Source organism: Limnohabitans sp. Hippo3, assembly GCF_003063665.1.
Taxonomy (GTDB): domain Bacteria; phylum Pseudomonadota; class Gammaproteobacteria; order Burkholderiales; family Burkholderiaceae_C; genus Limnohabitans_A.
Window position 1 is genome coordinate 24,032 of record NZ_NESF01000015.1, and the last position, 17,905, is coordinate 41,936.

18 protein-coding genes are annotated in these 17,905 nt (G+C 61.0%); 5 read left to right on the forward strand and 13 right to left on the reverse strand.

Going from position 1 to position 17,905, the window contains the following annotated elements:
- Window positions 1–123: 123 nt before the first annotated feature.
- Complete coding sequence (gene yjjJ, locus B9Z34_RS13495) at window positions 124–1,452, forward strand: type II toxin-antitoxin system HipA family toxin YjjJ (RefSeq protein ID WP_108428644.1); 1,329 nt, start codon at window positions 124–126, stop codon at window positions 1,450–1,452.
- Between the two features lie 36 nt (window positions 1,453–1,488).
- Here yjjJ and B9Z34_RS13500 read toward each other — a convergent pair whose 3' ends face one another.
- The 4 genes from B9Z34_RS13500 to B9Z34_RS13515 form a co-directional block, all read right to left on the reverse strand.
- Entirely contained in the window at window positions 1,489–1,833 is a 345-nt protein-coding gene (locus tag B9Z34_RS13500) for a hypothetical protein (protein ID WP_233249614.1), read from the reverse strand.
- Between the two features lie 4 nt (window positions 1,834–1,837).
- On the reverse strand, window positions 1,838–2,815 hold the full coding sequence (dapD, locus tag B9Z34_RS13505) for a 2,3,4,5-tetrahydropyridine-2,6-dicarboxylate N-succinyltransferase (RefSeq protein ID WP_108428646.1): 978 nt from the start codon (window positions 2,813–2,815) through the stop codon (window positions 1,838–1,840).
- A gap of 92 nt (window positions 2,816–2,907) precedes the next feature.
- Window positions 2,908–3,894, reverse strand: coding sequence for an MDR family oxidoreductase (locus B9Z34_RS13510; protein ID WP_108428647.1), 987 nt, complete (start codon window positions 3,892–3,894; stop codon window positions 2,908–2,910).
- A 143-nt stretch (window positions 3,895–4,037) separates the two neighbouring features.
- Window positions 4,038–4,934: a DMT family transporter gene (locus B9Z34_RS13515; RefSeq protein ID WP_108428661.1), complete on the reverse strand. Its 897-nt coding sequence runs from the start codon at window positions 4,932–4,934 to the stop codon at window positions 4,038–4,040.
- 135 nt (window positions 4,935–5,069) lie between these two features.
- Here B9Z34_RS13515 and B9Z34_RS13520 point away from each other — a divergent pair, with 135 nt between their 5' ends.
- Window positions 5,070–6,650: an alkaline phosphatase gene (locus tag B9Z34_RS13520; protein ID WP_108428648.1), complete on the forward strand. Its 1,581-nt coding sequence runs from the start codon at window positions 5,070–5,072 to the stop codon at window positions 6,648–6,650.
- 105 nt (window positions 6,651–6,755) lie between these two features.
- Entirely contained in the window at window positions 6,756–7,379 is a 624-nt protein-coding gene (locus B9Z34_RS13525) for a TetR/AcrR family transcriptional regulator (RefSeq protein ID WP_108428649.1), read from the forward strand.
- Between the two features lie 69 nt (window positions 7,380–7,448).
- Here the strand turns inward: B9Z34_RS13525 and B9Z34_RS13530 are convergent, their stop codons facing one another.
- From B9Z34_RS13530 to B9Z34_RS13540, 3 genes are all read right to left on the reverse strand, one after another.
- Complete coding sequence (locus B9Z34_RS13530) at window positions 7,449–7,871, reverse strand: universal stress protein (protein ID WP_108428650.1); 423 nt, start codon at window positions 7,869–7,871, stop codon at window positions 7,449–7,451.
- Window positions 7,872–7,999: 128 nt separating this feature from the next.
- Window positions 8,000–8,872 carry a metallophosphoesterase gene (locus B9Z34_RS13535; RefSeq protein WP_108428651.1) on the reverse strand — a complete coding sequence of 291 codons (873 nt, stop codon included), beginning with the start codon at window positions 8,870–8,872 and terminating at the stop codon, window positions 8,000–8,002.
- On the reverse strand, window positions 8,869–9,855 hold the full coding sequence (locus B9Z34_RS13540) for a LysR family transcriptional regulator (protein WP_199220134.1): 987 nt from the start codon (window positions 9,853–9,855) through the stop codon (window positions 8,869–8,871). Before B9Z34_RS13540 ends, B9Z34_RS13535 begins: the two co-directional genes overlap by 4 nt.
- A gap of 147 nt (window positions 9,856–10,002) precedes the next feature.
- On the opposite strand from B9Z34_RS13540, the gene B9Z34_RS13545 reads away from it, so the two are divergent.
- Window positions 10,003–10,476 carry a hypothetical protein gene (locus B9Z34_RS13545; protein WP_233249615.1) on the forward strand — a complete coding sequence of 158 codons (474 nt, stop codon included), beginning with the start codon at window positions 10,003–10,005 and terminating at the stop codon, window positions 10,474–10,476.
- A gap of 106 nt (window positions 10,477–10,582) precedes the next feature.
- Here the strand turns inward: B9Z34_RS13545 and B9Z34_RS13550 are convergent, their stop codons facing one another.
- The 6 genes from B9Z34_RS13550 to B9Z34_RS13575 are packed head-to-tail and all read right to left on the reverse strand — an operon-like array spanning window position 10,583 to window position 15,620.
- Window positions 10,583–11,497 (reverse strand): DMT family transporter, encoded by a 915-nt coding sequence (locus B9Z34_RS13550; RefSeq protein WP_233249617.1) that lies wholly within the window; start codon window positions 11,495–11,497, stop codon window positions 10,583–10,585.
- A 41-nt stretch (window positions 11,498–11,538) separates the two neighbouring features.
- Window positions 11,539–12,000, reverse strand: a complete 462-nt coding sequence (locus tag B9Z34_RS13555; protein ID WP_108428654.1) for a hypothetical protein — start codon at window positions 11,998–12,000, stop codon at window positions 11,539–11,541.
- On the reverse strand, window positions 11,997–12,488 hold the full coding sequence (locus B9Z34_RS13560; RefSeq protein ID WP_199220135.1) for an OmpA family protein: 492 nt from the start codon (window positions 12,486–12,488) through the stop codon (window positions 11,997–11,999). The genes B9Z34_RS13555 and B9Z34_RS13560 overlap by 4 nt, the downstream gene beginning before the upstream one ends.
- A complete protein-coding gene (locus B9Z34_RS13565; RefSeq protein WP_158268731.1) occupies window positions 12,485–14,335 on the reverse strand; it encodes a caspase family protein in 1,851 nt (616 codons plus the stop codon). Before B9Z34_RS13565 ends, B9Z34_RS13560 begins: the two co-directional genes overlap by 4 nt.
- A gap of 29 nt (window positions 14,336–14,364) precedes the next feature.
- Entirely contained in the window at window positions 14,365–15,195 is an 831-nt protein-coding gene (locus B9Z34_RS13570) for a hypothetical protein (protein ID WP_108428656.1), read from the reverse strand.
- The gene (locus B9Z34_RS13575; protein ID WP_146179669.1) at window positions 15,192–15,620 is read right to left on the reverse strand and encodes a hypothetical protein; all 429 of its coding nucleotides are present in this window, start codon (window positions 15,618–15,620) and stop codon (window positions 15,192–15,194) included. The genes B9Z34_RS13570 and B9Z34_RS13575 overlap by 4 nt, the downstream gene beginning before the upstream one ends.
- 122 nt (window positions 15,621–15,742) lie before the next feature.
- Between B9Z34_RS13575 and B9Z34_RS13580 the strand changes: the two genes are divergently transcribed.
- Complete coding sequence (locus B9Z34_RS13580; RefSeq protein WP_108428658.1) at window positions 15,743–17,647, forward strand: caspase family protein; 1,905 nt, start codon at window positions 15,743–15,745, stop codon at window positions 17,645–17,647.
- The last annotated feature ends 258 nt before the right edge of the window (window positions 17,648–17,905 follow it).

Here is a 17,905-nt window from a genome sequence, read left to right on the forward strand (position 1 = left end):
TCCCGCATCACTTTTAACCATTCACGGGAAAAGCGTTAGACAAGAGAAAATGTTCAAAAATTATTGAATGACAACAGCTTAGAAAAACCGTATTATCGGCATATCTATTCAGTTATTCATTCAATGACCACCGAAAACCTGATCTCCGCCCTGCGACGCCACAACGGCCACGCCAGCAGCCCTGAGCTGCAGGCGCAGCTGGGCGTGAGCCAACCCACGGTGTCGCGCCTGTTGGCGCCTCTGCTGGCGTCGGGGCAGGTGGTGAAGGTGGGGGCGGCCAGGGCGCAACGCTATTTGCTGCCGCGTGATGTGCCTGGCGCAGGGCGGCAGGTGCTGATCCACCAGGTGCTGCCCAGTGGTGAGCTGCAACGCTTTGGCACGCTCTACCCACTGGCTGGTGGCGGCTTCTGGATGGACGAAGCCGACAAGAGCCATGGCCAAAGCGCATTTCACCCCAGCTTGCCTTGGTTCTTGATGGACACCCGACCCCAAGGCTTTCTGGGTCGTACCTTTGTGCAGGCGCATGCCGAGCTGGCCCTGCCCCCGCATCTGGCGCACTGGAGCGATGACCACATTCTGCTGGCGCTGGTGCGTGCAGGTGAAGACCTGCCGGGCAACTTGCTGGTGGGCGGCGCTTCATTGGACCGCTATCTGAGTTTGCCGCCCGGGCGCTGCGCTGCTCCGGCGGTGAGCGATCCGGCGCAAGACTACCCCCGTCTGGCCCTGCAGGCTCTGGGCAGCGCTGCTCCGGGTTCCAGCGCAGGAGGCGAGCAGCCGAAGTTTTGCGCGGTGACGGATGGCGTGCCCGTGCTGGTCAAGTTCTCGCCCGCAGGTGACGCTCCGGCCGACCAGCGATGGCGCGACCTGCTGGTGTGCGAGGCATTGGCCCTGCAAACGCTGCAGGCCGCAGGCATTGCCGCCGCGCAGACCGACATCGTGCAGGCCGGTGGCCGCGTCTTTTTGCAGAGTCGTCGTTTTGACCGCACTCCCCAGGGCCGTGTGGGCATGGTGTCGCTGGAGATGTACGACGCGCACTACATCGGCATCGGATCGCAGTGGGCGGCGACGGCCATGCAGACCGGTCGCGCAGGCACTGAAAGCCTGAGCGCTGCCGACATCCAGACGCTGTGCCTGCTGGACGCCTTTGGCGCCCTGATCGCCAACACCGACCGCCACCATGGCAATGTCTCACTGTTGTTGCACCAGCACCGTTGGCAGTTGGCCCCAGCTTACGACATGTTGCCCATGTTTTATGCGCCGGTGGCGGGCGAGGTGGTGGTGCGCGATTGGACCCGCCAACTGCCACGCCCCAATGCGGACACTCTGGGTGTGTGGCTGCATGCGCGGATGCTGGCGATCCAATTCTGGCAAAGCGCAGCGGGTGATGGCCGCATCAGTGCTGAATTCCGTGAACTGGCCCGGATCAACGGTGCGCTGGTTCAAGGGCTTTGAATCCGTGGTGCAGTGGGGCAAGCTCGGTGCCCGGTATCAAGGCGCTTTGCGTTTCAAAAAACGCCCAAACGGCGCTTGAACGGCCGCTTTGACACGGCGCAGCATGGCCTGCAAATTGGCCATGAGAGCCCCTCTTTTCACAAAGATGCGGCGCTGTGAGTCGACCGCTGGGTTTGGTAGATTCCAACGGCTTCCAGGCCCCCAGATGCTGGTCACCACCAAGTGCAGTGCCGCCAGCAACAGCATCACTTGCAAGCCAAACAGCAAGAGAAAGCCCCATGAAATGTCTGGCCACAGTTGGCGCAGAAGCACCATCACCACAGGCAGCAAAAAGCTGCCCATAGCGGTCAACTTCCAGTTCAAGGGCAGGCCTCGGCGCATGGCATCAGTTCTTGTGCAACTCGGCGTTCAACTCGCCCCAGCTCTTGTTGCGCGGAATGGCGTGCAAGGCGCCGGATTGTGAATCGCGGCGGAACAGGATGCCGTTTTTGCCGGACAGTTCCTTGGCCTTGATCACGCTGCCGTCGGGCAGCTGCACGCGGCTGCCGCCGGTGATGTAGCAGCCGGCTTCGACCACGCAGTCGTCGCCCAGCGAGATGCCGATGCCGGCGTTCGCGCCCAGCAGGCAGCGCTTGCCGACCTTGATGACTTCCTTGCCGCCGCCCGACAGCGTGCCCATGATGGACGCGCCGCCGCCGATGTCGCTGGCGTCATCGACCACCACGCCTGCGCTGATGCGGCCTTCGACCATGCTGGCGCCCAGGGTGCCAGCGTTGAAGTTGCAGAAGCCTTCGTGCATGACGGTGGTGCCGCTGGCCAGGTGCGCACCCAGGCGCACACGGTCGGCATTGGCAATGCGCACACCGGACGGGATCACGTAGTCGGTCATCTGCGGGAATTTGTCCAGGCCCTTGACCTCCAGCACGCGGCCGGTGCCACGGGCTCTCAGGCGCGCGGCGGGGACATCGGCCAGGGCACAGGGGCCGAAATTGGTCCAGGCCACATTGGGCAACAGGCCAAAGATGCCGGTCACGTTGGCACCGTGTGGCAACACCAGGCGGTGGCTCAGCAGGTGCAGGCGCAGGTAGGCGTCGTGGGTGTCGGCGGGTGCGTCGGCCAGGCTTTTGATCTCGGTGCGCACAGCGACCACGGTGACATTGCGCACCGCGCATGGGGCAAGCGCCTGGGCTACGTCAGCGCCCAAGGCGGCCACGGCTTCGGCCTGGCTCAGGCGGGTGCTGCCGCTGGCGGCCACATCGCCTGCCAGTTCGGGGGCTGGGAACCAGGTGTCCAGCACGGTGCCGTCGGCGGCGATGGTGGCCAGGCCCGTGGCGCGTGCGCCGGTGGTTTGGAAAGTGCTCATGTTTGCTCCGGGAAGAGGGCCTGCGAAGGTGCAAGCCGTTGGAAATCAGAAGGCGTGATTATCGGTGACATGCTGACAATCCTCAGGGTCTTTCAGCGGTTGACGTTCACCACCACCCGCCCACGCACCTGCCCCGCCAAAATCTCCGCGCCCAAGCCAATGGCGTCGGCCAAACCCACTTCACGCGTCATGCGCTCCAGCTGCGATGTGTCCAGGTCCTGCGCCAGGCGTGCCCAGGCCGCTTCGCGCACGGCACGCGGGGCCATCACGCTGTCGATGCCGACCAAGGTCACGCCACGCAGGATGAAGGGTGCCACGCTCGACGGAAAGTCCATGCCTTGGGCCAGGCCGCAGGCAGTGACCACGCCGCCGTATTTTGTGCTGGCGCAGGCGTTGGCCAGGGTGTGGCTGCCCACGGTGTCAACCACGCCGGCCCAGCGCTCTTTGGCCAAGGGTTTGCCGGGGGCTGACAGTTCGGCCCGGTCCATCACGTCGGCCGCGCCCAGCTGGCGCAGGTAGTCGGCTTCCTGCAGGCGGCCGGTGCTGGCCACCACGCGGTAACCCAGCTTGGCCAGCAGCGCGATCGCCACGCTGCCCACGCCGCCGCCAGCACCCGTGACCAACATGTCGCCTTTGTCGGGCGTGACGCCGTGCTTTTGCAGCGCCATCACGCACAGCATGGCGGTGTAACCGGCCGTCCCGATGGCCATGGCCTGGCGCGGGGTGAAGGCGGCGGGCAGCTTCACCAGCCAGTCGCCCTTGAGGCGTGCCTTTTGCGCCAGACCGCCGCTGTGGCTTTCGCCCACGCCCCAGCCGTTGAGCACGACTTGATCACCCACTTTGAAGAGCGGGTGCTGGCTGTCGGTCACCGTGCCCGCCAGGTCGATGCCGGGCGTGAGCGGGAACTTGCGCACCACGGGCGATTTGCCGGTGATCGCCAAGCCGTCTTTGTAATTGACGGTGGAATAGTCGACCTGTACGGTCACGTCACCTTCGGGCAAGGCGCTGTCATCCAGCGTTTGCAGGGTGCAGCGGTAACCAGCGTCGTCTTTTTCAATTTGGAGGGCTTGGTAGGTCATGCGTGTCTTTCAGAAAGGAGGTTCAAGGGGTGGAATTGGTGTGAGGTTTTTTTACCGATGGGGAATGGAAGATGGATTCCCGCCTTCGCGGGAATGACAGATCGGGCGGGTACGGCTGACAGAGCGAAAAACCCATGCCGCGCTCAGCCAGGTTTGCGGTTGACCAACACGATGCCGACCGCCACCAGCGCCAAGGACAGCGCCAGCGTCAGGGTTACGGCTTCGCCCAGCCAGAGCATGCCGAAAAGCAGCGCGAACAGCGGCGTCAAAAACACAAAGGCGGAAATTTTGGTGGCCGGGTAGTGGCCCAGCATCCACATCCAGGCCAGGTAGCTGGCGAATGCACCCACCACGGTTTGCAGCGCCACCGAGCCGATGGCAAAGTGGCTCCAGTCACCGCCCCAGGGCTCACCCATCAGGTGTGACAGCAAGACCAGCACCACGGTGCTGACGGCCAGTTGGTAGAAGAGCAGTTTTTCGGCGGCCAGACGCGTCAGGTTGGCAGCGCGGATGGCCACGGTGGTCAGGCCCCACAAGGCTCCGGCCGCCAGGCCCATCAGGTCGCCCGTGGCACCGCCGCCGCCAAAACCTTCGCGCAAGGCAAACACCACGGCGGCAAACGCGCAGGCCATGCCCAGCCATTGCACAGGGCGCAGCCGCTCGGTGCGGATGAACAAAGGCACCAGCGCCGCGACCCAAAAGGGCGAGGTGTACAAAAACACCGTCAGCCGCGAGGCCGAGGTGTGCTGCAGGCCGATGTAGATGAAAGCAAACTCCGCAGCAAACAGGCAGCCCACCAGCAAACCGGCCCACAGGCTGCCGTCGCGTGCAAACAGGCGCACCCCGCGCCATTGGCACCACAGCCACAGCAGCAGCGTGGCCCCCACGCCGCGCACCGCGGACTGGAACACGGGCGGCAATTCGGCCACCGTGGCCTTGACCAGGACCTGCTGAAACCCCCAGAACATGCAGCAGACCAGCAGCATGCTCACGGCCAGGGTGTCCAGGTGGTCTTTGCGGATTTTTTCGGGCGGGGTCATGCCGTTCATTGTGCCGCCGTCTGGCGTGCCCGCCTGTCACCGCTTGGCAAGCGGCCACTGGCGCAGGCCAGCCGAAGCGCCCCGGTTAACATGCCTGCTGAATTTTGGTCATCCCGCCCTGAACGCTTTGCAGACATGAACCGCCCCCTTGTTTCCCGCCGTGATGTGCACCGCCGGGCCTTGGCCCTGGCCTTGATGCCTTGGTTGAGCGCCGCCGCCCAAGCGCAGTTGTTGCAGGGCTCGCCTTCGGGCAACGGGCTGCGCTGGCAAGTGGACCCCTTCGGTTTGGGGGTGGCCAGCGGGCAGCCCCAGCCGGGCAGCGTGGTGCTGTGGACGCGCCTTCGCATCAGCGAGGCCGATGCGGCGCTGAAGAGCCAAAGCGTGCCCGTCGTGTGCGAGGTGTTTGCCGATGCGGCATTGCGCCAGCCTGTGCGCCAGTGGCACGTGCAGACCGATGCGAGACGTGGCCACAGCGTGCATGTGCTGGCCAGTGGTTTGCAGCCCGGGCGGCCTTATTGGTACCGCTTTGTCTGCGGCAACGCCATCAGCCCGGTGGGCCGTGCACGCACCAGCCCTGCTGCCGAGGAGGCCGTGGCGCGTTTGCGCATGGGCCTGGCCTCTTGCCAGCATTACGAGCAGGGGTTTTTTGCCGCCCACCGCGAGATGGCCCAAAGCGATCTGGACTTGGTGCTGTTTGTGGGGGACTACATTTACGAAAGCTCCAACCCCCAGTACATGTTGCGCAAGCACCAAGGGGGCGTGCCCAAGTTGCTGGAGGAATACCGCGAGCGTCACGCGCAATACAAGACCGACGCGGATTTGCAAGCCTGCCACGCCGCGCACACTTGGGTCATGACCTGGGACGACCACGAAGTGGTCAACGATTACGCCAACGACCTCGATCGCCAGTTCACCGACCCACAGGTGTTTTTGCGCCGCCGCGCGGCGGCTTACCAAGCTTATTTTGAACACATGCCGCTGCGCCTGGGGCCAGACCCGGTCAACGGTAGCCAAATGCGCATCCATGACCGCATGGCTTGGGGCAAACTGGCCGATCTGTGGACACTCGACTGCCGCCAGTACCGCGACCACCAGGCCTGTCTGGACCCGAACCGGGGCGGTGGCCGGGTGGTGGTGGGGTGTGACGCCCTGAGCGATCCGGCGCGCAGCATGCTGGGCGCGGCGCAAGAGCAATGGTTGACCGAGGGCCTGACGTGCAGCACCCGGCGCTGGAAACTGGTGGCGCAGTCCACACAAATGAGTTCGAGTGGCGTCAACACGCCTTTGGGGCGCAGTGCCTTCACCGATGGCTGGGACGGCTACCCGCAAGCCCGCGCCAGACTGCTCGGCACGGTGGCGCAGGCAGGGGTGTCCAATGTGGTGTTGTTGGGCGGCGATGTGCACATGAACGTGGCAGCCCAATTGCGCGTGCAAGCCAACGACGAGCGCTCGCCTGTGGTGGCCAGCGAGATCGTGACCACATCGGTCACCTCACGCGGTCTGGGTGAGAAGTTGTTGGCCCAAATCCGCGAGAGCAACCCGGACATCCTGCATGCCCGCTCGGACGAACGCGGTTACACCGTGCTGGATGTGCGGCCCGAGGGCGTGGCGGCAGAGTTCAGAACTACCCCCAACCCGGCCCAGGCGGACGGGGTTTTTCGCTCGCAGGGGCAGTGGGTTGTTCGCGCGGGGGTGCCAGGCTTGCAAAAAGCCTGACGCCCACCGGCCCGTGTGGATAAACGGGACTCTCGCGGTTTGAATTGAACAGGCTTAGGGATGACCGCAGGGTCTTTTTTTGGTCTGCCGGGCTAGAATCCGCCGATGAATACAGAAGCCCGTACACCGCCCAAAAAATCCTTCAAGGTCCAGATGCTCGCCGCCCGAGAGACGGCCATCATCCAGTCGGTCAACCGATTGCTGGCCGAAAAAGGCTTTGATGCGATGACTGTGGACGAAGTGGCGGCCGAGGTGGGCATTGCCAAGGCCAGCTTGTACAAGCACTTCACCAGCAAGGAAGAGCTGGCCTGCGCGGCCATGGTGACGGCCATGCGCAAGGCGCAAGAGTTCATTTTGACTTTGCCTGCCGAACAGGCGGCCATCGACAAGCTCAAGGCGGTGACCCGCTGGACGATGACCCTCAAACTGCAAGGTCTGATGCCTTCCTTGCCCAGCCAGAACTCCAGCCTGCGCGCCACCTTGATGGCCAGCAAGGACTACATGGATGGCTTGATGGAAGTCAGCGATGCGCTGGGCGGCTGGATTGAAAAAGCCCAGGCGCAAGGTCAGATCAACCAAGCCCTGCCTGCGGTGGCGGTGCTCTACACCCTGTTTGCACGGGCCTGCGACCCGGTGCTGGAGTTTCTCAAAATGGGCGAGCAACACACCGACGAACAAATCCTCGACCTGGTGATGAGCACCTGTTTCGACGGCCTGAGCGCCCGCTGACGCGGTCTGAAGTGGGAGCGAGCCCCTGCTCGCGAATGCTGGCTAAGGGCTGGGCTGATACCCCAATGCTCAGCGCACCAACAGCACGGGCACTTTGCAATGTGCCAGCACCTGGGTGGCGACCGAGCCCATGACCAGGTTGCCCAGCGTGCCGTGGCCGTGTGAGCCCATCACCACCAGGTCAAACTTGCCGCTGTCGGCGGTCTTGGAAATGGTCTCGCCCGCATGGCCCACCTTGGCCACGGTCTTGGCGTCGATGCCGTGACGCAACAGGAACTTGGTGACCGGGCCGAGCACTTTTTCGGCTTCTTCACGTTGGTAGGCGTCGACCACTTCTTTGCCCACGGCTGCGCGCGCACGGGGGGGCAGTTGTGGATTCACCGTCAGCAGGGTGTAGCTGTTGTTCGCGCTGAACAGTTCGTCATGCGTGGTCAGGTAGGCCAGCATTTTTTTGGTGTATTCGCTGCCATCAACGGCCAATAAGATTTTCATGAAGGTCTCCTGTTGCGGATCAAAGAAGTCTTGACTTTAACCGCAGCCTCAGAGCCCTGTCTTGACTTGGGTCATGAAATTTGACGGGATGCCGGGGCGTGTATGACCCCATGTGATCTGGCATTCATTCAGATTGCGAGCAGGCAGCCAGGCTGGAATTGCAGCTGCTCGTTTTTGTGCGCATAACCCAGCGGATTGGCCACCACGCGGCAGCCGTGTTGGGTGTAGTCGCTGGCGCAATGCAAATGGCCGTGCAGCCACAACTGGGCGTGTGGCAGCAAGTGGTCCAGTGCATTGCAAAAACCGGCCGTGCCCGGCACGTGGCCGTAACGCGGATCAGCGCTGTGCAGGCTGGGCGCAAAGTGTGTGATGACCACGGTGGGTCCGTCAAACGGCTGGGCCAAGGCCTGGCTCAACCAGACTTGGCATTGCAGGGCCTGCTCGCGCAGGCCCTCGGCCAGCCAGGGCTCGCCACGGCGTGTGGTCAGGGTTTTGCGCAGGTAATAGTTGGCCGCCCGAAAAGCCTTGTCACGTGCCTTGAGCTGGCGTGTGTACTGGCTGTTGGGATGGTGAAAGTGGGCTGGAAATTTGGCGGATGTGGGGTCTGGCAAGGTCTGGCCTGCCAACGGTCCCAGTGCATCGAAATCGGTCCACAGCGTGGTGCCGACAAAACGCACACCGTCCAGCTCCAGCACTTCGCGCTCCAGCCAGGTGATGCCCAAGCGTTGGCAGGTGCCCTGCAAACGGGTGTGGGCTTGGTCAAAGTCCAGGCCGTCGTATTCGTGGTTGCCCGGTACAAACAGCACAGGCGTCGGCCAGCCGTGCAGCGGCGAAAACCGCGCCAGGCCAAAGTCGTCATCGCCGGACGCGGCCAGTGCCGAGCCGGTTTGGTACGAGCCGATGTCACCGGCCAGCACCAGCACATCGGCACCCGGCGCGGGCGTGGGCATGAAGCCGGGGTTGGACTCCAGATGCAGGTCCGACAGGAGCTGGATGTTCATGCCATTACCCCCGTGGCTTCGGTGTCGAAAGCCGCTTTCGCCACTTGCAGCAGCTGCTCACGCAGCCATTGGTGCGCGCTGTCGTGTTGCAGCCGCCGATGCCACAAAGCCTCGACATGCACGGGGGGCACGTCCAGCGGCAGCTCACGCAGCAGCAACTGATCGCCCATGCCGGTGGTGGGCACAAAGTGGCGTGGTAGCACGGTGAGCAGGTCGGAGTTGACCACCACCTGCCCGGCGGTGAAAAACTGGTTCACCGTCATCACGATGCGGCGCTGTCGACCAATCGTGGCCAGCGCCTCGTCCACAAAGCCATAGGGCCGACCTGAAAAACTCACCAACAGGTGCCGGGCGGCGCAATACCTGTCCAGTGTCATGGGCTGCTTGGCCAGGGGGTGGCCTTGTCGCATCACGCACACATATTCACCGGCATACAGGCGCTGGTGTTCAAAGGACACGGCTTCACCCGCTTGTGCGCGCCCGGTCAAGTCGGTCAGCACAGCGGGAAAGTAGCCCAGTGCCATGTCGGCCGCGCCATCGCTGAGCAGACTGCGGGGGTCCCGCGTGGTCAGCGGCACCACCCGCAGCGAGACGCCCGGTGCCTCGGATTGGATTTGACGGGCCAGCCCGCCCATCAATTCAGCCGCCGTGGCGTCGGCCATGGCCAGAATGAAGGTGCTGCTGGCCTCTTGGGGGACAAACGTTTGGGGCACGATGGCTTCTTGCAGCTGGCGCAGCGCCTCCCGCACGCTGGGCCACAGCACCAAGGCGCGTGGGGTGGGTTCGATGCCGTGCCCGTGGCGGCGTACCAGTTCGTCGCCCAGTGCATCGCGCAAGCGGCGCAAGGCGTTGCTCACGGCGGGTTGGGTCAGCGAGAGGTTGCGCGCCGCCCTTGTCAGGCTGCGTTCGGCCATGACCTCGTCAAAAATTCGGAGCAAATTCAGGTCGAGCGTGCGAAATGAGGCCGGGATGGGGGAGTTCATGCAAATACCGGTTATATATCACCATTATGAATGATGAACATCATGAATATAAAGTTGAATCGCATGAGTAAAAACCCTATGATTCAAGTCATGGTTTTGCTGGTTTGGATTGCCAAAGCATACAAAATCAAATCAAGGGAACTCAAAATGAACACGACCACTTCTAAATCTGTCTTGGGCCAAATGCCTGCCCCCTCTGGTGCACCGTCAGCACCGACGACCTCGACCAAAACCCTGGCCACCTGGATGCTAGCCGCTGGCGTTGCGGGTTTGGTGGTGGTGACCGACCACCTGATTGACGACTGGGCCGAAACACATGTGATCGCGGCCTGGATGGCGCTTTGGGCCGTGGCGGTGGTCGCCATTGCCGCCTTGCGCGGCGTGAGCCGTCTGTTGGCGCAGGCCGTGATGGCGAATCTGGACGCCTGGTCGGCCAACTTGGCGCGCAACCGTGCGGACCAGCGACTGTGGGCCATGGCCCAAACCGACAGCCGCCTGATGACCGAGCTGCAAACGGCCATGGACCGCGCCGAAAACACTTCCGCCCCAGCCGCCGACTTGACCACTTACATGACCCGCCGCGCTGCCCGCATGGTCAACAGCCGCATGTATTACATCTGAGGCTTCTGCCAGGGGCGATGATGCCCAGAACCCAACAGCCTCCTTCGGGAGGCTTTTTTGTGCCGGCAGTCCGCAAAGCCCTGCGCTTGTGGAACGCCAAGCGGCGTTAGATCTCTGGGCTGGCGGGGGCTTGGCGTGAGGCCAGGTAGATGCCGGGCAAGATCAGGCCCGCGCCCATGACGTGGTGCCATCCCAGAGATTCGCCCAGCACCACCCAGGCGGTCAAGCCGCCATACAGCGGCCCCAGGTACAAGCTGGCTGCCACGCGGCTGGCGCCCAGCACTTTCTGGCAAAACCCATAAGCCCAGTAAGCCCCGACGCCGGGCACCAGACCGGCACCCACTACCAGCCAGGTGGCTTGCATGCTCCACAGGGGTGTTTCGGCTTGCTGCCATTCCCAGGCTGCAAAAGGCAAAAGCACCAACACGCCGCCCATGCAAATCGTGGCCAGCCGCGCAGTGGCACCCAAAGGCGAGGGCCATTTTTTTTGCAGCAAAGAAAAGCCTGCCCAAGCGATCATGGCGACCACAATCCAGCCGTCACCCGCCACCCATTGCACTTGGCCCAGCGCCGCCCATTGCCCCTTGACCACCACATGGAAAACGCCCGCCATGGCCACCAGCACGCCCAAGCCTTGTCGCCAGGAAAACCGTTCGCCCAGCCACAGCACGGCACCGAGTGCGATCAGTACCGGTGATGCGGCATAAATCAGCGCGATGTTCATGGCTGTGGTGGTCTGTGCGCTCAGGTAAACCCAGGCCCCGCAAATCAGCATGCCCAAAGCGCCCAGCACCAGGTATTGCCAAGCCACCCGCAGGCTGCTGCGGCGTTCGCGCCAGAGTTCACTGCGTGCAATGAAGCCCAGTATCACGCCCGCCAGCGCCCACCTGCCCAGCGCCAGCATGTGCGGCTCCACCACCCCGGGTGCGGTGCGGGCCACGATGTAATTGACGGACCACAGGGCCGGTGTGATCCAGAGCAGCCAAAGGGCCCGGCGTTCGCGGGATTCAGGGGAGTTCAAAATGAAGTCAATTCAGAGTGTCGCTGAAGCCGTCAGTTAAATCACTTGATTTCAAAATCAAGTGACTTGATGCCCTGGCGGCCTTGCAGGTCTTCAATGCTGATCAGAAGTCGGTGCGTGCCTTTGGGCAAGCTGGCCTCTTTGACGTTGATGCCTTCGGCGGTGACCTTGGCCACGTTGATCAGGCGCTGCGTGATGTCAATGCGCAGACGGCCATACAGGACTTTGAAGGTCTCTGGACGGACAACGCTGGAGGCAGCAGGCACAAACATCAACTGAATGGCCGTTGGCGAGGCCACAGGCGCGTCCAGTTTGGGGTACACGATCTCGATTTGAGGAGCGCCTGGCACCGCAGCCGTTTTAGCGCTTAACGGTTCAGCTGCCGCCAAAGAGGCCTGCATTTCTTGCACAGAGACCAACTCAAAAGCCTGCACATGGATGGCCGGTGCGCACAGCCCCAACGCCAGGACCGGTGTTGGCAGCCAAGAGACCCAGCGCATCATGGCAACAGGCTGATCCGCACGCGGCGGTTTTCACTGGCCAATGGCTTTTCGGGGACCAGCAATTCGCTGGCACCTTTGCCTTCGGCCTGCAAGCGTTCGGCAGTCACGTTCTGACCGATCAGGTAGGCCTGCACAGCCGCGGCCCGTCGTGCTGACAGCTCCTGGTTGTATTCGTTTTTGCCTTTGGCATCGGTGTGACCTTCAACCTTGAATTTCAGTTGGGACAGACGCTCGCTGTTCATGGCCTGGGCCAGGTTGTCGAGCAAGGGCTTGCTGCTGGCCTGTAAACGCGCGGAGTCAAAATCAAAGTTGATGGATAAATCCACATTGACTGGTTTGGGCACCAGGTTGCGCAGGCTGCGCGTGGTGGGTGGTGCAGGTGGTGTGAGCTTTTCGATCAGGTCTTCTTTGGAGGCCTGCTGCACCAACTGGGCCGATGCAGATGCCCCCATCAAAACGAATGCCAAAGTCAGGGTAAAGCGTTTCATAAGACTTCCTTCAGGGTCAGCAGTTTGGCACCAAAGCGTTCGGAGCCCTCACCATCTTTGTTGTGAACCAAAAAGTTGATCAGCGCAGTGCGGCCACCAATTTCATTGAGGGCAAAAGTGAACGGGTTGGTGGCCGAGGGCTCGGCCATGGTCAAGCGGTCGATTTGCCGTGGGCTTGAAGACACCATCACCAACAGGTGGTCTGTGCCGGGGGGGCCAGCAGCCTCCAGTTGCCAGTCAGGGCGTGGCAGCCGACGTGTTTGACCGGCCTTGATCCGGTTGTCTTTGTCGAGACCATTGGGATAGAGCACATAGAAGCTCTTGCGGTCACTGCCCAGCAAGACCATATAAATGTAGCCATCGTGGCTGGATTTGATGCTGAGGTCCAAAGCGTCTTTGCCGATCTTCAGTACCGATTTGCTCAGTTTGACATCGAGCACGATGCGTGGATCGCGTTGCTGTTCGATATCGGTCAATGTGGCCAGTGATGCCAGCATCGGCTCGGGTGCTGCGGGTGCAGGTGTGGCTTGCGCCAGTGCAGGGGTGCTGGCGGCAGGTGGCGTGGCTGCTACCGCTGAGCTGGGCTCAGGGCGTTGTGCCGCAGGGGTGACTGCAGGGGTGACTGCAGGGGGTGGACTGGTTGCTGGGGCTGGGCCAGGGGTGGCCGTTGCTGTGACCGGTGGCGCGGCTGGTGTTTGAATGACCGGCACGACGGGTGTGGAAGGGGGCCGTGAAGCTGTATTGGGCGGGGCTGCAGGAGGAGGTGACGGTGACGTGACAGGTACCGCTGTGCTGACCGGTGTCGTGTTCGCGGCCATGGTGGCAGGGGGTCGTGCCGGTGCAGTCGGTGCCGGTGTTGCCGCGGTGGTCGCCGCTGGCGCAGACGTCACTGCGGGCGCCGGACTGGGCGTGGCCGCTGCCACTTGTGTTGTGGTCGGACGTTGCACAGCCACAGGAATCAGGTTTCGGTTACCCGATACCGACACATGGTGCGGCGTCAGGTCTTTCGCTCCCTTGAGCCTCAAGTCAATGAAAGATTGTGCGCATTGCTGAATCTCTGCCAGCGAGACCGCACCGGAGCCGTCCTTGTCGACGGCTTTGCCCAGCAAACAATCCCGTACACCTTGCGTCGCCAGTCCACCTTTGCCCGGTTCGTCAAAACTGACTTCATCAGGCCGGGAAGACGTGATTTGCACCACGTTTTCTTGCAGTGCCCCCAAGCGTGTCGCTTCACCCAAGAGGCTTCTGGTCTTGAGGTTCGAGGGCTGGCTGCAGGCGTCGGCAGCGCTGCTGGCCTTGAAGGTGAATTTGGGTTTGAACTCAATGCCGCCGATCGACCGTGTGGCCGCCTTGCTGGAAGTCACGCCACCCGAGTGGCAGGCATCGATCATGGTGATGACTTTGTCCGCACCAGCAGTCACTTTTTGTGTGGCCTGTGCCAGTTCTGCATTGGTGATGGCTTGACCATCGTGGGTCAGCAGGCCTTCCACGCAACCGTTGACCGCCGGGTCCCAATAACGCGTGCCGTGTCCGGAAAAGTAGATGAAGCTGCGTCCGCCATCGCGCGTGCGTTCTCCCAATTGCCGAATTTCCTGGAGGATTTTTTCTTTGGTGGCCTCCTGGTCTCGCACCAGGCGGATCTGGTTGGCCGGAATGCCCATGGCGGCGGCAATCCGTTTGGCGCTCTCCACGTCATGGGGTACACCTTCGAGCGTGGTTGCGCCAGTGTTGGCTCCGTATTGGCTCAGACCGATGATCACTGCAGATCGCAAAGCCTGTGTCTGTGATTGTGCAGGCCATGCCGTGAACAAAGCCAGCATCAGCATGAGCGAAGTGTTTATTTTCATGAGAGTAAACCCATTCAAGCGGGGACAGTTCATGAGCCCGTGAAGGCCTTGAGTCCGGAGTAGAGTGCCGCACCCGCAGAGACCAAAGGGGCGGTGGCCGTGATCAGGCTTTGAACCTGGTTGGAGATTTCCGTGATCTTGAATTGACCGGACTCATCGCGCGCCAGCAAAACCCTCAGGCTGATCTTGTTGCGCTGTTGGCGCGCCCATCGGGCCAACAGATGGTGGGTCAAGTAGCCTGTGAAAAATGACAAAGCGATGGCGGCGGTGTATTCCAGTGTTTCGCGCCAATCCCTCGCAGTCTCGGGCCACAGAGGCACCCCATCGAGGCGGGCTGTGATGGTCAGCATCAAGGTGACGGACAAGCCACCCACCAGCAAAGCGGCCAGGAGTTGTGTGAACCCACCGAAACCACTGCGACGGGCACAGGCATAGCCGGTCCATGCGGGCAGTGTGATGGTCAAGAGACGCAGAAACAAAGGCGGTGCGTCGTAGACAAAAAGCAGGACCCAGTGACAAAGTCCCATGGTGGCAATGGTCACTACCACCATGCCCAGCAGATGGAGCCAGGACCGTTGGGGCGCGATGGTGTCAAAGTCGCTTGGTGATGGCGGTGAAGTGTCGTGCTTTTCGGCATAGCTCAGCGCGGCAGCCTGGATGTCCCGCGATTGCAACTGCGTGAGTGTCTCGGCCTGATGCTGCACCAGCGCTTTCAGTTGCGTCAGTTCATCGCTCAGTGTTTGAAGTTGGAGCGCCAGGGGTTTGAAGAGTGTGAGATCCCGCGTGCAATGGCTGCACACCGATGCCTGGACAGGCACACTGCTCCAGCAGTAAGGACAGTTGAAGGTGGAGTGGCTCACTTGGCGCTCAAGTGGATGATGGTCTTGCCTTCACGGCCTTCGCTGTCGCGCACGGAAACGCGGATCGGGTGCGTGCCTGCGGGCACGCTGGCTTGAGGCAATTCAAGCTGATTGCCGTTCAAACCTGTTTTGAATCGAGCGGTTAGATCGACGACAGGTTGCTTTAAGTATTCAAATTTGACCGAACTCGGATCGATTTTGGCGCCGCCTCGGGGCTCAAAAACCATTTTGAATGCGAAAGATTTACCTGAGACTTCTGTCGGCGACAGCAAGTTGATACCCGGACCCCGGGTGATGGCCCGCGTGGCGGGCACTTGCATGTTGGGTGCCTGAGCCTCGGCTTCGGTGATCAACTGGGTTTGAGCCATGGCGCTCCATGGCGAAAGCACCAGGGCCATGATCGTGGTCGAGAAAAGGAAGCGCATATTGGGTGTTTCCTACAGTGGTGTAGACCGGGTCATCAGTGTAACAATTGGAACGGTTTCTGCGCAGACGCTTTGTGCTGAGTCTGTCAAACCATGAACGCCAAGAGATTTCAGGAACAAACATGTCGACCATTTCATTTACCAAGCGGGCTACTTTGATACAGCCCAATTTGTTTTTCACTGTAGTTCAGCGTTGGCTTTTGGTTTTTGTTGGGCTTATGGCTTGTGTCATTCTTCCTGCTACGGCGCAGCCTGCCAAGGGTTCTGTTTACAGGGATTTCTTGCCCATGGGATCGGGTGCCAGTGTGGCTTTGCCAGAAGGTGTGTGGGAGGCGACTCAAGTCACCACCATTGATTATCCCGGCAGCAACTGGGAGGTATACACACTTAAAAATCAGCAGCCCGATGCGAAAGTGCCCTTCTTGATCGTTCGACAGACAACTACAGTGGGTCGGTGGGGAAATACGAATTGCTTATCAAACGCGCCCAATCAATTCATGGTCAGCGAGCATGGCACCACCAGCAGTCAGACCTTGAATAAATGCTCCAGGATGTTTGCATTTAATTTTGATAGCTGGAGGACCTTGAGCTGGGCTGATCAAAACGCCAAAAAATGGTGGTCGGGTGCATTAGAGGGGTTGCCGGAGAAACTGGGCAGATCGAGACCCAGTGTCTTTCAAGTTGAATTGACTGTTCAACAATTTAACGGCAAGAACCTGCGTATTGATGCATTTGTTTTGCCACCAAAAGGCATGACAGCGGTCAAATTCAGGGACGATTTCAAAACAGGTCAAGTTTTGGCAGAGCATCAAATATTGTCCGGTTGGACTTCGATTTACATCGAGTCCATGCAGCAAAGTTATTTCAACAAAAAGCCACAACCGATCATGGCGTTGGCCTACCCGGTGAATACGGGTGAGCAGCTTGCCGCAGCGCCAGAACCACTGGTTGTTGCTGCGCCCAGAATCGAGTCTGAAACGTCGAAACCTGTTCAATCCACTGCCTTGCTGCCTGCTGTGGCATTGGCACCCGCCAATCAAGCGAGCCCATCGGCAAGTAAACCGACCCCAGCAGCAGTTGTACCGCCTGCTTCCGTACCTGCTCCCGCTGTGGTCGTTGACAACTCCGCCCAACTCAAGTTGGAGCAGGAGCGTCGGGCCATGGATGAGGAAAAGCGCAAGATGGCGCAGCAGCTCGAAGCCATGACGCAGATGCTCGCCAAACTCCAGCAAGAAAATGCAGCAGCAGTTGCTGCGGCGAAAGCCAAGGAAGTCGCAGCGGCAACGCCTGAGCCGCCAGCCAAACCCAGTCAACCTGTGACTTATGCCAACCGCAAGGCCTTGGTGATCGGCAACGATTTGTACACCCATGTGCCCAAACTCAACAATGCGGGTGCCGACGCCGAGGCCATGGCCAAGTCATTGGAGGCGGTGGGTTACAAGGTATTCAAGCACTTGAACCTGGATGAGAAAAAATTCAAGCAGGCCATTCGGGACTTTCGTCAAAACCTGAGCGGCGGCGATGAGGTGTTGTTCTTCTACGCCGGTCATGGCGTGCAATTGGGCAACGCCAATTATTTGTTGCCTACCGATGTGCAAGGCGATCAGGAAGACCAAGTGAAGGACGATGCCATCTTGTTGCAAAAGGTGCTGGACGACCTGGAAGAGAAAAAAACCAAATTTGCCCTGGCCGTGATCGATGCTTGCCGCGACAACCCGTTCAAGAGCAAAGGTCGCGCCATTGGTGGCCGAGGCTTGGCCCCCACTTCGGCTGCGACCGGTCAGATGATCATGTTCTCGGCGGGTTCGGGGCAGCAGGCGCTCGACCGCTTGGGTGACAACGACAAGGAAAAGAACGGCCTGTTCACCCGTATTTTTGTGAAAGAAATGGTCAAGCCCGGTCTTTCGGTGGACCGGGTCTTGCGTAACGTTCGCAATGAGGTCGTCCGTTTGGCCCGCACGGTGGGGCACGAGCAAACCCCGGCGCTGTACGACCAGGCGATTGGCGAGTTTTATTTCCGGCAGTAAGTCGCCAGTGCTGCTGACATGAAAAAGCCCCGGCGCGCAGCCGGGGCGTTGTGCAGATCAGGTCTTCGCCTGATCCCTGTTCAGACAAGATGAGTCGACTTGGCCTTTGCTCACCATGGATACCCGCATGCGCGCATATGCGCTAACTTAAAATATCAATTTGAGATATGCTCTTCTCCATTGCGTATGGAAGGAGAAGGCCATGGAGTGCTCGGTGCAGCCGTCGGAATTTGTTCGCCTCGATGAGGACTGGCAGCT